Here is a 15,352-nt window from a genome sequence, read left to right as displayed (position 1 = left end):
CTTTTCTCACCTTCCGCCGTCACCCCTTCAAGCGACGGAGCCGATCCTGTCGATCACCGTGGTCGCGACGTCCGGGTGGATCGGGATGTGCGCGCCCGTGAGGGCCACGCCACTGCCGCCGCGGCGGTTCGCGACGATCTCGGCGGCGATGGACAGCGCGGTCTCCTCCGGGGAGCGGGCGCCGAGGTCCAGGCCGATCGGGGAGCGCAGCCGGGCCAGCTCGATCTCGGTGACACCGACGTCGCGCAGCCGCTTGTTGCGGTCCTCGTGGGTGCGGCGGGAGCCCATGGCGCCGACGTAGGCGACGGGCAGCTTGAGGGCCAGTTCCAGGAGCGGGACGTCGAACTTGGCGTCGTGGGTGAGCACGCACAGGACGGTCCGGCCGTCCACCCCGGTGCTCTCCAGGTAGCGGTGCGGCCAGTCCACGACGATCTCGTCGGCCTCGGGGAAACGGTTCTTCGTCGCGAAGACGGGCCGCGCGTCGCAGACGGTCACCCGGTAGCCGAGGAACTTGCCGATCCGCACGAGCGCGGAGGCGAAGTCGATGGCGCCGAAGACGATCATCCGCGGCGGCGGGACGCTGGACTCGACCAGCACCTTCAGCGGCTCTCCGCAGAGCCTGCCGTCGGCGCCGATCTCCAGCACGCCGGTCCGGCCGGCGTCGAGCATGGCGCGGGCCTCCTCGGCGATGGTGCGGTCCACCTCCGGGTGTCCGCCGAGGCCGCCCCCGAAGGGGCCCTCCGTGCGGACGAGCACGGCGCGGCCCATCAGCTCGGCCGGCCCCTCGGCGATCCGGGCCAGCGCGGCGGCCTCACCGCGGGAGGCGGCGGCCAGCGCGGCCTCGAAGACCGCGCGTGAGGGAGAGCCCACGGGGACCGGGGTGACGAGGATGTCGATGATCCCGCCGCAGGTCAGACCCACGGCGAAAGCATCGTCGTCGCTGTAGCCGAAGCGCTCGCGGACGGTCTCGCCGTCCTGAAGCGACTGCCGGCACAGCTCGTACACCGCACCCTCCACGCATCCGCCGGAGACCGAGCCGATGGCCGTGCCCTCGCTGTCGACGGCGAGAGCGGCCCCGGGCTGCCGGGGTGCGCTGCCGCCCACCGCCACGACCGTGGCGACGGCGAAGTCACGTCCCTGCTCGACCCACCGGTTCAGCTCTTCGGCGATGTCCAGCATGTGCGGCCTCCTCGGAGGATTCGGTTCCAGTATGGGATACGTGGAGGGTGCGGGTGCTGCCGTGCACGACCGGCGGGGCCGGGGCGTACGGGCGGTACTACGGGGGGTCAGCCGACCCCGAGCCAGCTCTCGATCGGGTGGAGCGCGAAGAAGATCAGGAAGATTCCCGTCAGCGCCCACATGAAGCCGCCGATCTCCCGGGCCTTGCCCTGAGCGATCTTGATGGCGACGTAGGAGATGACGCCCGCGGCGACACCTGCGGTGATCGAGTAGGTGAACGGCATGATCACAACCGTCAGGAAGACGGGGATCGCGGTGGAGGCGTCCGCCCAGTCCACGTGGCGGGCGTTCTGCATCATCATCGCGCCGATGACGACCAGGGCCGCGGAGGCGACCTCACCCGGGACGATCTGCGTGATCGGGGTGAAGAAGAGGCAGGCGGCGAAGAACAGGCCGGTGACGACGGAGGCGAGACCCGTACGGGCACCCTCACCGACGCCCGTGGCGGACTCGACGAAGACGGTCTGGCCGGAGCCACCCGTGACGCCACCGATGGCGCCACCGGCGCCGTCGATGAACAGGGCCTTGGACAGACCCGGCATCCGGCCCTTGTCGTCGGCCAGCTTGGCCTCGGTGCCGACACCGATGATGGTGGCCATCGCGTCGAAGAAGCCGGCGAGCACCAGGGTGAAGACGATCATGCCGACCGTCATGTAGCCGACGTCGCCCCAGCCGCCGAAGGAGACCTCGCCGAAGAGCGAGAAGTCCGGCATCGAGATCGCGGAGCCGTCCAGCTCCGGCGGGCCGTTCTTCCATGCCTTGGGGTCGATGTCCACGACGGCGTTGAGGATCGCGGCCAGGACGGTGCCGCCCACGATGCCGATCAGGATGGCGCCGGGCACCTTGCGGGCCTGGAGCATGAAGATGGCGATCAGGGTGATGGCGAAGAGCAGGACGGGCCAGCCGGACAGCTCACCTGTGGCGCCGAGCTGGACGGGCGGCATGAACTCCGCGCCGTTGCCGACGAAGCCGGCCTTCACGAAGCCGATCAGGGCGACGAAGAGGCCGATGCCCATGGTGATGGCGTGCTTGAGCGCGAGGGGGATCGCATTCATGATCATCTCTCGGAGGCCGGTGACGACCAGGAGACAGATCACGACGCCGTAGACCACGCACATGCCCATGGCCTGCGGCCAGGTCATCTGGGGGGCCACCTGCGAGGCGAGCACACCGGACACGGAGAGTCCGGCGGCGAGCGCCAGCGGGACCTTGCCGACGAAGCCCATGAGGAGCGTGGTCACGGCGGCGGCGAAGGCCGTCGCCGTGATGATCGCCGAACCGTCCATGGTGGTTCCGGCGACGTCCTTGCCCGACAGGAGCAGGGGGTTGAGCAGGAGGATGTACGCCATGGCCATGAAGGTCGTGATACCGCCACGAACCTCGTTGCCGACGTTGGATCCTCTGTGGGTTATATGAAAGTAGCGGTCGAGCCAAGACTTGCCGGCGGGGTTCAGAGAGCCGTCGCCGGCTTCCTCCGCGGTGGTCTTGGGCTCCACAGACGACTGGGTCATGGTGCCTAACTCCCAAGGTTCAAAGGGGCACCCGCTTGGGGATTGGAGATGCGGGATTTGGGATGCTGCGTTTGGCTGCACGACCCGGGGTGACGGCCCGAGGCGACGCGAATGTTCACTGCGTGTACTGCGGGTAGTGCGGGGTGACCGCTTGTACTACATGGGGGTTTTCGCAGGGGTACTGCCGGCCGAAGGTGACCGCGAGCGGTGCGGTGCTTCGTGTACTCCGGGCGGTGCGGCGGTGAAGTGTGACGTTCCCGAGTCACACCGCCCGGAGGGTCCGAGGGGTCCGGGGGCCTCGCGGCCCCCGGACCGGAGTCCGTCCTAGAGGGTCCCGGTAAGGGCTTCCGGACGGATCGGGGTCTTGTTGAGCTCCAGCCCGGTCGCCTGCCGGATCGCCGCGAGGACGGCCGGGGTGGACGACAGGGTCGGGGCCTCGCCCAGACCGCGAAGGCCGTACGGCGCGTTCGGGTCGGCGAGCTCCAGGACGTCGACCGGGATGGTCGGGGTGTCGAGGATGGTCGGGATCAGGTAGTCCGTGAAGGAGGGGTTGCGCACCTTCGCGGTCTTCGGGTCCACGATGATCTCCTCCATGACCGCCACGCCGAGGCCCTGGGTGGTACCACCCTGGATCTGGCCGACCACGGAGAGCATGTTGAGGGCCTTGCCCACGTCCTGGGCGGTCGCCAGCTCGACGACCTTGACCAGGCCGAGCTCGGTGTCCACCTCGACGACCGCGCGGTGCGCGGCGAAGGTGTACTGGACGTGGCCGTCGCCCTGGCCGGTCTTCAGGTCGAAGGCGACCGTCGGACGGTGGCGGAACTCCAGCTCGAGGTCGATCGCCTCGCCCTCCAGGATGTCGGCGATGTCCGCGAGGACCTCACCGCCGTCGGTGACGACCTTGCCGCCCTCCAGGAGCAGCTCCGCGTGGGCCCAGGCCGGGTGGTAGGAGCCGTTCTTGCGGCGGCCCATCTCCAGCAGCGCCTCGCGGACGTGCTCGCAGGTGTTCTTCACGGCGCCACCGGTCATGTACGTCTGCCGCGAGGCGGACGTGGAACCGGCGGAGCCGACCTGCGTGTCGGCCGGGTGGATGGTCACCTGCGTGACGCCCAGCTCCGTACGGGCGATCTGCGCGTGGACGGTGACACCGCCCTGGCCGACCTCCGCCATGGCCGTGTGGACCATCGCGACGGGCTCGCCGTTGATGACCTCCAGGCGCACGCGGGCGGTGGAGTAGTCGTCGAAGCCCTCGGAGAAACCGACGTTCTTGATGCCGACCGCGTAGCCGACGCCGCGGACGACGCCCTCGCCGTGGGTGGTGTTCGACAGGCCGCCCGGCAGCGCGCGGACGTCCGCGCCCTCGCCGGCGGTCTCCCACTGCCGCTCCGGCGGCAGCGGGCGGGCCTTGACCCGGCGCAGCAGCTCCGCCACCGGCGCCGGGGAGTCCACGACCTGGCCGGTGGGCATGATCGTGCCCATCTCCATGGCGTTCAGCTGGCGGAACTCGACCGGGTCCATGCCCAGCTTCGCCGCGAGCTTGTCCATCTGGGCCTCGTACGCGAAGCAGGCCTGGACGGCGCCGAAGCCGCGCATCGCGCCGCAGGGCGGGTTGTTGGTGTAGAGCGCGATCGCCTCGATGTCGACGTCGTCGACGACGTACGGGCCGACGGACAGGGAGGACGCGTTGCCGACGACGGCCGGGGAGGCCGAGGCATAGGCACCGCCGTCGAGCACGATCCTGCACTTCATGTGCGTGATCTTGCCGTCCTTGGTGGCGCCGTGCTCGTACCAGAGCTTCGCCGGGTGGCGGTGCACGTGACCGAAGAAGGACTCGAAGCGGTTGTAGACGATCTTGACCGGCTTGTTGGTCGCGAGGGCCAGCAGGCAGGCGTGGATCTGCATCGAGATGTCCTCGCGGCCACCGAAGGCACCGCCGACGCCGGAGAGCGTCATGCGTACCTTCTCCGGCGGCAGGCCCAGGACCGGGGCGATCTGCTGGAGGTCCGAGTGCAGCCACTGCGTGGCGACGTAGAGGTCGACACCGCCGTCCTCGGACGGCACGGCCAGACCGGACTCCGGGCCGAGGAAGGCCTGGTCCTGCATGCCGAAGGTGTACTCGCCCTCGACGATGACGTCGGCGCGCTTGCGGGCCTCCTCCACGTTGCCGCGGATGATCGGCTGGCGGTGCACGATGTTGGGGTGCGGGACGTGACCGGAGTGGTGGTCGTCGCGGCCCTCGTGGATCAGCGGCGCGTCGGCGGCCAGGGCCGAGGCCTCGTCCGTGACGAGCGGCAGCTCCCGGTAGTCGATCTTGATCTTGGCGGCCGCGCGGCGGGCGGTCTCCGGGTGGTCGGCGGCCACGAGGGCCACCGGCTCACCGTGGTGGCGTACCCGGCCGTTGGCGAGGACCGGGGTGTCCTGGATCTCCAGGCCGTAGTTCTTCATCTCGGCCGGCAGGTCGTCGTAGGTGAGGACCGAGTAGACGCCCGGCACGGCAAGCGCCTCGGAGATGTCGATGGAGACGATCTCGGCGTGGGCGACGGTGCTGCGCAGGGTCTGGCCCCACAGCATGTCCTCGTGCCACATGTCCGAGGAGTACGCGAACTCACCGGTGACCTTGAGGGTGCCGTCCGGGCGGAGCGTGGACTCGCCGATGCCCCCCTTGTTGTGCTTCTGGGTGACGTTCGTCGGCGTACCGGAGGGCACGGTGCGAGTGTTGGCCATGATCAGACAGCCTCTCCCTGACGGGCGGCCGCGAGGCGGACCGCGTCGAGGATCTTCTCGTAGCCCGTGCAGCGGCAGAGGTTGCCGGACAGGGCCTCACGGATGTCCTGGTCGGACGGGTCGGAGTTCTGCTCCAGGAGCGCGTCAGCCTGCACGAGCAAACCCGGGGTGCAGAAACCGCACTGGACGGCGCCGGCGTCGATGAACGCCTGCTGGATGTTGGAGAGCACGGCGCCCTCGCCGGTCTGCGAGTCGGTGCCCTTGGCGGACCACTGCCTGGCCTCGTCGGTGGACACGCCCTTGCCGCCGCCGCACGCGCCGGTGCCGCAGCCGTGGCCGTGCTCCTCGCGCTGCTTGGCGAAGTCGGCCAGGCCCTCGACGGTCACGACGTCGCGACCCTCGACCTGGCCGGCGGCCACCAGACAGGAACAGACCGGCACGCCGTCGAGGCGGACGGTGCAGGAACCGCACTCGCCCTGCTCGCACGCGTTCTTCGAGCCGGGCAGACCCAGGCGCTCGCGCAGCACGTAGAGGAGGGACTCGCCCTCCCAGACGTCGTCGGCTTCCTGCTGACGACCGTTGACGGTGAAATTGACGCGCATGATTACGCAGCCCCTTCAAGCGAGCGGCCGTTCGTGCCGCGGTACTGCTCCCAGGTCCAGACGAGCTGGCGGCGAGCGAGGATGCCAACCGCGTGACGGCGGTACTTCGCCGTGCCACGGACGTCGTCGATCGGGTTGCACGCGGCGGAGGCGAGCTCACCGAACTGCTTGGCGATCGACGGGGTGATGACCTTGCCGTTGTCCCAGAAGCCGCCCTCTTCGAGCGCGGCGTTGAGGAACTCCTCGGCGGCCTTGGCCCGGACCGGGGTCGGGGCGGCCGAACCGATGCCCGTACGCACGGTGCGGGTGTCGGGGTGCAGGGCGAGGCCGAAGCCGCACACCGCGATGACCATCGCGTTGCGGGTGCCGACCTTCGAGTACTGCTGGGGGCCCGTGGCGTTCTTGATGTGGACCGACTTGATGAGCTCGTCGGCGGCCAGCGCGTTGCGCTTGACGCCGGTGTAGAACTCGTCGATCGGGATCATGCGCGAGCCGCGTACGGACTCGACCTCGACCTCGCAGCCCGCGGCCAGGAGGGCGGGGTGGGAGTCGCCGGCGGGCGAGGCGCAACCGAGGTTGCCGCCGACACCGCCGCGGTTGCGGATCTGCGGGGACGCGACCGTGTGCGAGGCGAACGCGAGACCCGGCAGCGTGGTCCGCAGGTTCTCCATGATCTGGGTGTACGGGACGGAGGCGCCGAGCTCGGTGACCTCCTCGCCTACCTCCCACTCCCGCAGCAGCTCGATGCGGTTGAGGTCAAGGAGGTACTCCGGACGGCGGTGGTCGAAGTTGATCTCGACCATGATGTCGGTGCCACCCGCAATCGGCACAGCTGTGGGGAACTCGGCCTTAGCGGCGAGCGCCTCCTCCCAGCTGGCGGGGCGAAGGAAGTCCATGTCGGCTCTCTTCTTCTTAATCGGGTCGTTCACTTCAAGCCAGGAGGCCTGAGGGCCCTCGACTGGTCGTTCACGTGCTGTTAACGCGGTGTGGACTCAGTACACAAGCCGCCCGTCCCCCGGGTGCAGTCACCGAAACCATGAAGGAGTTGGCTGACGGCCTCCCTCGTCTTGTAGATTCGTATGAAAGGCAGGATGCGACGACCTGCCCGATTTCCAACGGCAACATTCGAGACAGATCGGCGGCGACATCATGCGGCTGCGCGCACTGCTGGAGACCGAGGCGCTGGGGCTGCGGCTGCTCGGCGGCGAGGACGAACTCGACCGTACGGTCCGCGGGGTCATGACGACCGACCTGCGCGATCCCAGCCGGTACCTGTCCGGGGGCGAGCTCGTCCTCACCGGCCTGGCCTGGAGGCGAAATTCAGCCGACTCCGAGCCGTTCGTACGAATCCTCGCGAGCGCCGGTGTCGCGGGCCTCGCCGCGGGCGAGGCGGAGCTGGGTGCCATCCCGGACGACCTCGTATCGGCCTGCGTGCGCAACCGGCTGCCGCTGTTCGCCGTGAACGAGGACGTTGCATTCGCCACGATCACCGAGTACGTCGTCCGGCAGGTCTCGGGCGAGCGCGCCGGGGACCTGGCGGCCGTCGTGGACCGGCACCGCCGCCTGATGACGTCGGGTCCGGCGGGTGGCGGCCCCGACGTGGTGCTGGATCTCCTCACCACCGACCTCGACCTCCGGGCCTGGGTGCTGTCCCCCACCGGCCGGCAGATCGCCGGGGCGGGCGAGCCGCTGGCGCCGGGTATCTGTGCGGCCCTGGCGGGCGAGCACCTCGCGGCGGTCCGGACGGGCCGCAGAGGACCGCACCGGATCTCCATCCAGGGTATTACCTACTCGCTGTTCCCGATCAGGGGACACAGTCGCGGGGCGGCCGGTCCGACCGCCCGTGACGTGCGCGAAACGGTGCTCTCCGACTGGCTGCTGGCCGTCGAGGCGGACGCCGGCGACTGGCCGGCCGAGCGCCTGGACCTGCTCCAGGGCGTCACCCAGCTGATCGCCGTGGAGCGCGACCGGCGCGACGCCGCCCGAACCGTGCGCCGCCGCCTCGCACAAGAGGTCCTGGAACTGGTCCAGACGGGTGCCGCGCCGGCCGAGATCGCCGCCCGCCTGCGGGTGGCGGCCCCGGTGCTGCTGCCCGGGCTGGGCGCCGCCCCGCACTGGCAGGTCGTCGTGGCACGGGTGGACTGGGAGAACGGGGACATCCCCGGCGGCCCGGTGGCCCAGTCGCTGCTGGAGGAGATCCTCGTCGACCCGTCGGTCTCGGGACCGGAGCCGTCCGACCGGATCGCGGTGGCCCACGCGGGTGACGAGGCCATCGCGCTCGTGCCGCTGCCCTCGCTCGCCGGGGACGCCGGCGAGGACAAGGGCCCTGCCACGGCCCTGCACGCCGACGAGCTGCTCGCGGTGGTGCGCGAACCCCTGGCGGCCGGCCTGGCCGACGACGGCCGGCTCACCCTGGGCGTCAGCGCGGCCGTGCACTCCGCCGAGGGGCTGCGCGGGGCGCTGGAGGAGGCCCGGCACGCCCGCAGGGTCGCGGCGGCCCGTCCGGGCCGGGTCTGCGCGGCGGGCCACCACGAACTGGCCTCGCACGTGCTGCTGCTGCCGTTCGTCCCGGACGACGTGCGCCGCGCGTTCACGGCCCGGCTGCTGGACCCGCTGCGGGACTACGACCGGCGCCACCGGGCGGAGCTCATCCCGACCCTGGAGGCCTTCCTGGACTGTGACGGCTCCTGGACCCGCTGCGCGACCCGGTTGCACCTGCACGTCAACACGCTGCGCTACCGTGTCGGGCGAATCGAGCAGTTGACGGCGCGGGACCTTTCCCGGCTGGAGGACAAGCTCGACTTCTTCCTGGCACTGCGCATGAGCTGAGGAGATCCTCTCCGCCACCGGCCGCGGGATGGCCGGCGGCGCTGATGATCCGTCCGGACTTTGTGAAAGAGTTCACCCGACCCCTTGGCCGGAGCCTGCGATCCGTGCTCTCATTTCGCCCCAGGGCTCAACCATGTGCTGCTTGATTGCTTCGGGGAGGGCAATGTGGCGGATACCGCCATGTCGGGTGCCGGGTCTACCGGGGGAGACGACCCCCTCCAGCGGGCGATATGGCGGCTGCGCTCGCGCGGCTGTTGGACCGACGCGGCGGCCCTGCTGACGCCTCACGTCGGCAAGGCCGGCCAGGCGGCCGCCGCCGTGCAGCGCACCGCGCTGCTGGTCGAACGGTGCCTGTTCACCGGCCAGGGCTGGGCCGAGGCCGAGGACGCGCTGCGGGTCGCCGAGGCGGTCGCCCAGGACGACGACGACCGGGGCGCGGCGGCGTGCGAGCGGGGCCACCTGGCCTACGCCGCGACCGTGCTCGGCGTACGCGACCGGGCCGACGAGGCCCGTTCCGCGCTGGGCCGGGCCGCGGCCCTGCTGTCACCGGGCTCCCGGACCCGTCCGCTGCTGGACTTCCGCCGCGGCCTGGTCGCCGAGCACCTGGCGGACGCGCCGCAGTCGGCGCGGCCGGCGTACCACCGCGCCCACGCGGGGGCCGAGGCCCACGGCGACACCCTGCTGTTGTCCTTCACCTGGCGGCACCTGGCGGCGCTGGCCCTGCGGGACGGCGAGGTCGCCGAGGCCCGCAAGGGCTTTGCGGAGTCACTGCGGATCCGGGAGGACCTGGGCTTCCTGATCGGTACCGCCCCGGCGCTGGCGGCACTGGCCGAGGCCGAGCCGGAACCGGAGGCCACCCGCCTGCGCGCGGAGGCCCGCCGCCTGTTCCACCTCCTGGGCGGCATCCCGACCTGGCTGGCGGACCAGCTCCACCCCGCCCCGTCGCCTGCCCCGTCGCCTGCGGCGTAGCCCGGCCCACTCCGCTCCCGCGCCTCGACGACTGTCCGGCGTTTCAGGTGCGGACCCCCGCACAACCGGCCCTGCCGGCGTTCGGGGCCCGGGCCCGGGGGCCAGGAGCGTAGCCGGGCGCAACGCGTTCGAGGACCGGGTCCGGGCGGGCCCGGTCCTGGAGTCGCTGAGCCCCGCAGGCGTCAGGCGCCGGCGAAGTGCTCTCGGACCAGGGCTTCGACCACCGGGAGGTCCCGCGCGATCAGCGCCTCCAGCAGCGCAGAGTGCTCGGCCGCGTCGGCGACGAGATCGGCCCGCCGGACCCGCGGAGCGCCCGGCAGGGGCCACTGGGACCGGCGGTGGAGTTCCTCCGCCACGTGCACCAGCTGGTCGTTGCCCGCCAGCCGCAGCACCGCCCGGTGGAAGGCCCGGTCCGCCTCCGCGTACCCCGGCAGGTCGCCCGCCGCGGCCGCCTCGGCCGTGGCGGCCGCGGCCGGGCGCAGGGCCTGCCAGTCGGCTTCCGGCACGGTCCGGGCCAGCCGCAGCATGACGGGCACTTCGAGCAGGGCCCGGACCTCCGCCAGGTCGGCGAGTTCCCGCGCGGTGCGCGACAGCACGCGGAAGCCACGGTTCGGCAGGCATTCCACCGCTCCCTCGACGGCCAGCTGCTGCATCGCCTCGCGCACAGGGGTGGCGGAGACCCCGAAGCGCTCCCCCAGCGCCGGGCCCGAGTAGATCTCCCCCGGCACCAGCTCGCCGTCGACCAGGGCGGCGCGCAGCGCGTCCAAGACCTGCCCGCGCACCGAATGGCGCAACACCTTCCGCTTTTGTGCCGGTACCCGGGCGTGGGCCGTTTCGTGCACTCGGTCCTCCTCCGGGTTTCGACCTGTCCAGAGAATAGGTGAAGCGCCACGCAACGGGTGGGCGCGGACCGACCACGATCAGGTAAGGTAAGGCTTACCTGTTAACGATCGTGTGATCGGTGGCCCGTCATGACCGTCTCGGCCCTCCCGCCTGTCGCCCCTGCCCCGCCCGGCTCTGCGGCGGCGGACGCGTACGCCCGGCTGGCGGAAGCGTACGGCGGCCTGCGGGTCGTCGAGCGGGCCGCGCACGAACCCTCCCCTCGCGGTGCGGGGTGGGTCGGCGCGGACGAGCTGGCGGCCGGCGGGGCCGCCCTGGACGCCTTCCTCGCCTCGGACGACGCCCAGGTCCTGAGGGACTACGGCACCCGGGCGCGGCCCGATGTGGTCGCGAGCTTCGGGCTGCACCGGTACGCGTGGCCCGCCTGCCTGCTGATCACGCTGCCGTGGTTCCTCGACCGGCGGGTCCCCCGGCTCCCGGTCTCCGAGGTCGCCTTCCACCGGACCCTGGGCCGGATGGCCGTGCACGTCGAAAGCTTCGCCTGCCTGCCGGACGACCCGGCGGCCGCCCTCCCCGGGGCCCGGGTCGTGCCCGACGAGGAGGCGCTGCGCGAAGAGGTGCGGGCTGCGGTGGCCCAGCACCTCGCACCCGTGCTGGAAGGTTTCGGCCCGCGCATGCGGCGCGGCCGCCGCGCCCTGTGGGGCATGGTGACCGACGAGGTCGTCGAGAGCCTCTGGTACGTCGGCCACCTGCTCGGCGAGGAGCGGCGGGCGATGGCCGAACTGGAGGCACTGCTCCCCGGCTCGACGGCTCCGTACACCGGGGGCGCCGGCTTCCGCACGCTCTCGGGCCCCGACGGCCGGGAGCTGCCCACCCGGGACCGGGCCAGCTGCTGCTTCTTCTACACGATCCGGCCGGGGGACACCTGTGTCACCTGCCCCCGCACCTGCGACGCCGACCGCATCACCCGCCTGACGGCGGACGCCGCCTAACCCACCCGTAGCGGTGGCCGTAATCGAACACAACTCGGCCCTTACGGGCGCCAGTTCGAGATACAACACCCTATCCGGCGGGCCGCGCCCCCCGATGGCGTCCACTTGCCCCGAAACCCGCGTGCACCGCGCACCGGCTACGCCACTATGGCGCCCGGAAAGCCGCACAGCCGCATACGCGAGGCAAGGGACATCCGCATGAGACTGACCGACATATCGCTGGACTGGCTGCTGCCCGGCAGCCTGCTGATCCTGGGCGTACTTGCGGCGGTTGCGGTATTGGCACGGGGCAAGCGCGAGAGCGAGAAGGCCGCGGCCGACGACAGCTGGGAGCGCAGCGAGGAGCGGCGGCGGCGCAAGGAGGCCGTCTACGGGACGGCCTCGTACGTCCTGCTCTTCTGCTGCGCGGCGGTGGCCGCCGCGCTCTCCTTCCACGGACTGGTCGGCTTCGGCCGGCAGAACCTCAACCTCTCCGGGGGCTGGGAGTACCTGGTGCCCTTCGGCCTCGACGGCGCCGCCATGTTCTGTTCGGTGCTCGCCGTCCGCGAGGCCAGCCACGGCGACGCGGCCCTCGGTTCGCGCATGCTGGTCTGGCTGTTCGCGGGCGCGGCCGCCTGGTTCAACTGGGTGCACGCTCCGCGCGGTCTGGGTCACGACGGCGCTCCGCAGTTCTTCGCGGGGATGTCCCTCTCGGCGGCCGTCCTGTTCGACCGCGCCCTCAAGCAGACCCGCCGGGCGGCGCTGCGCGAACAGGGCCTGATTCCGCGGCCGTTGCCGCAGATCCGGATGGTCCGCTGGCTGCGGGCCCCCCGGGAGACCTTCGGCGCGTGGTCCCTCATGCTGCTGGAGGGGGTGCGCACCCTCGACGAGGCCGTGGACGAGGTGCGCGAGGACAAGAAGGAGCGGGAGCAGGACCGGCACCGCAGGCGCGACCAGAACCGGCTCGACCGGGCGCGCATCAAGGCGCTGGGCCGGCAGAACCGGGCGTTCGGGCGGTCCCGCGGCCGCCAGGTCGAGCTTCCGGAACTGACGCAGGGAGGGGGCTCCGCGCCGGTCGGCGCGGAGCCGGCCATACCGGATCCGGGACAGCTGCCGCTACGCCGCCGGCCCTCACTGCAGGCCGTCAACCACACCGAATCCACTGACGTGACCGGCGCCCGGACGGTGGACCTCACCGCCGAGGACGACACCCAGACCATTCCCCGGCTGGACTCGCTGGAGCGCAAACTGAAGGACCTGGAGCAGCAGTTCGGCTGACCGGTCCCGACGTGAAGAGGACACCCCCGCAGGGCCCGCCGGTTCAGGCGGGCCCTGCGGCGTACGGGGCTTCCCGGCGCCCGTCGAGTTCGAACCACACCACCTTGCCGGCACCCAGGGCGAGCGCGTCCACGCCCCAGTCGTCGGCCAGCGCCTCCACCAGCACCAGGCCCCGGCCGTGCGTACCGTCGTCGGCGGTCGGTACGTACGGCCGGGGCCGGCGTGCGGCGTGGTCGCGGACCTCCACCCGTAACCGTGCGGCGGTGAGGCTCGCGGACACCTCGGCGCCGCGGTCGGTGTGGACGAGCGCGTTCGTGACGATTTCCGTGATCAGTAGTTCGGCCACGTCCGTGGCCTCGGTCCGGCACCGGTGGCGCATCAGCTCCCTGAGGGCCCGCCGGACTTCGCCCACCGCCTTCAGGTCGGCGCGGCGCACGCTCCGGCTGATGCGCAGGGTGTCCACCGCTTCCCCGTCCTCGGCCGTGGAGGGTTCGCGCGGTACCGGCGCCCCTCTCCTCCACAGCTTCCCCGTCTTCGCCCCCACCCGCACGGCGGTGTCCCTCCCGTGTCCGTTGCTCTCGAACAGGCCTACGGGATGCATGCCCTCCGGGCGGATCCGCACTCCTGCGGGCTTACGGGCGGGGCACGTTGCGGAGGTTGGATCGAGCCATCTGGATCATCCGTCCCACCCCGCCGTCGAGCACGATCTTGCTGGCGGACAGTGCGAATCCGGTCACCATTTCGGCGCTGATCCTCGGTGGGATCGACAGGGCGTTGGGGTCGGTCACCACGTCCACCAGAGCGGGTCCGCGATACCGGAAAGCGTCCTTCAAAGCACCGGTGAGCTGCTTGGGCTTCTCCACGCGGACCCCGTAGGCGCCCGCCGCGCGGGCGATCGCGGCGAAGTCCGGGTTCTTGTTCTCCGTCCCGTAGGAGGGAAGGCCGGAAACCAGCATCTCCAACTCGACCATGCCGAGCGATGAGTTGTTGAAGAGGACCACTTTGACGGGCAGGTCGTACTGCACCAGGGTGAGGAAATCTCCCATCAGCATGGAGAAACCGCCGTCACCCGACATCGACACCACTTGACGGCCGCGGTCGGTGAACTGTGCGCCGATCGCCTGGGGGAGGGCGTTGGCCATCGAGCCGTGGCTGAACGACCCGATGATGCGCCGCTTGCCGTTCGGGGAAAGATAGCGTGCCGCCCAGACATTGCACATGCCCGTGTCGACCGTGAACACCGCCTCCTCGTCGGCCAGTTCGTCGAGGACGGAGGCCACGTACTCGGGGTGGATCGGCGTGTGCTTCTCGACCTTGCGGGTGTAGGCCTTCACCACCCCCTCCAGGGCGTCCGCGTGCTTCTTCAGCATCCGGTCCAGGAAGCGGCGGTCCGTCTTGGTCCTCACCCGCGCGTTCAGGGCGCGCAGGGTCTGCCGTACGTCTCCCCACACGGCGAGGTCCAGCTGGGAGCGCCGTCCGAGGTGTTCGGGGCGGATGTCCACCTGGACGATCTTCACGTCGTCGGGCAGGAAGGCGTTGTACGGGAAGTCCGTGCCGAGCAGGATCAGCAGGTCGCACTCGTGGGTGGCCTCGTAGGCCGCGCCGTAGCCGAGCAGGCCGCTCATGCCGACGTCGTAGGGGTTGTCGTACTGGATCCACTCCTTGCCGCGCAGGGCGTGCCCGACCGGGGCCTTGACCCGTTCGGCGAACTCCATCACCTCGGCGTGCGCCCCGGCCGTGCCGCTGCCGCAGAAGAGCGTGACCCGGTCGGCCTCGTCGACGAGGCGGACCAGCTTCTCGATCTCGCCGTCGCCGGGGCGCACCGTCGGCCGGGCGGTGACGAGGGCGTGCTCCACCGCCTTCTCCGGGGCGGGCTGGGAGGCGATGTCCCCGGGCAGCGCGACCACGCTGACCCCGCTGCGGCCGATGGCGTGCTGCACGGCGGTCTGCAGCAGCCGGGGCATCTGCTGCGGGTTGGAGATCAGCTCGCTGTAGTGGCTGCACTCGCGGAAGAGCTGGTCGGGGTGGGTCTCCTGGAAGTAGCCCAGGCCGATTTCACTGGAGGGGATGTGCGAGGCCAGCGCGAGGACCGGTGCCATCGAGCGCTGGGCGTCGTACAGCCCGTTGATCAGGTGCAGGTTCCCCGGGCCGCAGGAGCCGGCGCAGGCGGCGAGGCGGCCGGTGATCTGGGCCTCGGCGCCCGCCGCGAAGGCGGCCGTCTCCTCGTGGCGGACCTGGATCCACTCGATGTCACCGGCCCGGCGGATCGCGTCCACCACGGGGTTGAGGCTGTCGCCGACCACTCCGTACATACGGCGCACGCCGGCGCGCACGAGGATGTCGACGAACTGTTCCGCCACGTTCTGCTTCGCCATGCCTCCCATACAGC

At 71.2% G+C, this 15,352-nt stretch carries 12 protein-coding genes; 4 read left to right on the top strand and 8 right to left on the bottom strand.

Annotation, left to right across the window (positions count from 1 at the left end):
• Positions 1 to 27: 27 nt before the first annotated feature.
• The 5 genes from ACZ3X1_RS29410 to ACZ3X1_RS29390 all read right to left on the bottom strand — a co-directional run bounded on the left by ACZ3X1_RS29410 (position 28) and on the right by ACZ3X1_RS29390 (position 6,972).
• Positions 28 to 1,179, bottom strand: coding sequence for an XdhC family protein (locus ACZ3X1_RS29410; protein ID WP_467281582.1), 1,152 nt, complete (start codon positions 1,177 to 1,179; stop codon positions 28 to 30).
• Between the two features lie 107 nt (positions 1,180 to 1,286).
• Positions 1,287 to 2,750 (bottom strand): NCS2 family permease, encoded by a 1,464-nt coding sequence (locus ACZ3X1_RS29405; protein ID WP_356814144.1) that lies wholly within the window; start codon positions 2,748 to 2,750, stop codon positions 1,287 to 1,289.
• Between the two features lie 324 nt (positions 2,751 to 3,074).
• A complete protein-coding gene (locus ACZ3X1_RS29400; protein ID WP_356814145.1) occupies positions 3,075 to 5,474 on the bottom strand; it encodes a xanthine dehydrogenase family protein molybdopterin-binding subunit in 2,400 nt (799 codons plus the stop codon).
• 2 nt (positions 5,475 to 5,476) lie between these two features.
• A complete protein-coding gene (locus ACZ3X1_RS29395; RefSeq protein WP_356814146.1) occupies positions 5,477 to 6,076 on the bottom strand; it encodes a (2Fe-2S)-binding protein in 600 nt (199 codons plus the stop codon).
• Between the two features lie 2 nt (positions 6,077 to 6,078).
• Positions 6,079 to 6,972 (bottom strand): FAD binding domain-containing protein, encoded by an 894-nt coding sequence (locus ACZ3X1_RS29390; protein WP_467281581.1) that lies wholly within the window; start codon positions 6,970 to 6,972, stop codon positions 6,079 to 6,081.
• 253 nt (positions 6,973 to 7,225) lie between these two features.
• On the opposite strand from ACZ3X1_RS29390, the gene ACZ3X1_RS29385 reads away from it, so the two are divergent.
• Both ACZ3X1_RS29385 and ACZ3X1_RS29380 read left to right on the top strand, forming a co-directional pair.
• Positions 7,226 to 8,905 (top strand): PucR family transcriptional regulator, encoded by a 1,680-nt coding sequence (locus tag ACZ3X1_RS29385; RefSeq protein ID WP_467281580.1) that lies wholly within the window; start codon positions 7,226 to 7,228, stop codon positions 8,903 to 8,905.
• 180 nt (positions 8,906 to 9,085) lie between these two features.
• The gene (locus ACZ3X1_RS29380) at positions 9,086 to 9,874 is read left to right on the top strand and encodes a hypothetical protein (protein WP_362630951.1); all 789 of its coding nucleotides are present in this window, start codon (positions 9,086 to 9,088) and stop codon (positions 9,872 to 9,874) included.
• A 182-nt stretch (positions 9,875 to 10,056) separates the two neighbouring features.
• Here ACZ3X1_RS29380 and ACZ3X1_RS29375 read toward each other — a convergent pair whose 3' ends face one another.
• Positions 10,057 to 10,716 carry a GntR family transcriptional regulator gene (locus tag ACZ3X1_RS29375; protein ID WP_356814151.1) on the bottom strand — a complete coding sequence of 220 codons (660 nt, stop codon included), beginning with the start codon at positions 10,714 to 10,716 and terminating at the stop codon, positions 10,057 to 10,059.
• A 129-nt stretch (positions 10,717 to 10,845) separates the two neighbouring features.
• Between ACZ3X1_RS29375 and ACZ3X1_RS29370 the strand changes: the two genes are divergently transcribed.
• Positions 10,846 to 11,706, top strand: coding sequence for a (2Fe-2S)-binding protein (locus ACZ3X1_RS29370; protein ID WP_467281579.1), 861 nt, complete (start codon positions 10,846 to 10,848; stop codon positions 11,704 to 11,706).
• A gap of 198 nt (positions 11,707 to 11,904) precedes the next feature.
• Complete coding sequence (locus ACZ3X1_RS29365; protein ID WP_390079038.1) at positions 11,905 to 12,963, top strand: DUF2637 domain-containing protein; 1,059 nt, start codon at positions 11,905 to 11,907, stop codon at positions 12,961 to 12,963.
• A 43-nt stretch (positions 12,964 to 13,006) separates the two neighbouring features.
• On the opposite strand, the gene ACZ3X1_RS29360 is transcribed toward ACZ3X1_RS29365, so the two are convergent.
• Complete coding sequence (locus ACZ3X1_RS29360) at positions 13,007 to 13,564, bottom strand: ATP-binding protein (protein WP_467281578.1); 558 nt, start codon at positions 13,562 to 13,564, stop codon at positions 13,007 to 13,009.
• A gap of 31 nt (positions 13,565 to 13,595) precedes the next feature.
• Entirely contained in the window at positions 13,596 to 15,338 is a 1,743-nt protein-coding gene (locus ACZ3X1_RS29355) for a pyruvate dehydrogenase (RefSeq protein ID WP_467281577.1), read from the bottom strand.
• Positions 15,339 to 15,352: the final 14 nt, after the last annotated feature.

Source organism: Streptomyces sp. NPDC023541, from assembly GCF_055559995.1.
Note: the sequence above shows the minus strand (reverse complement) of the source record. Positions and strands in the feature narration are given on the sequence as shown.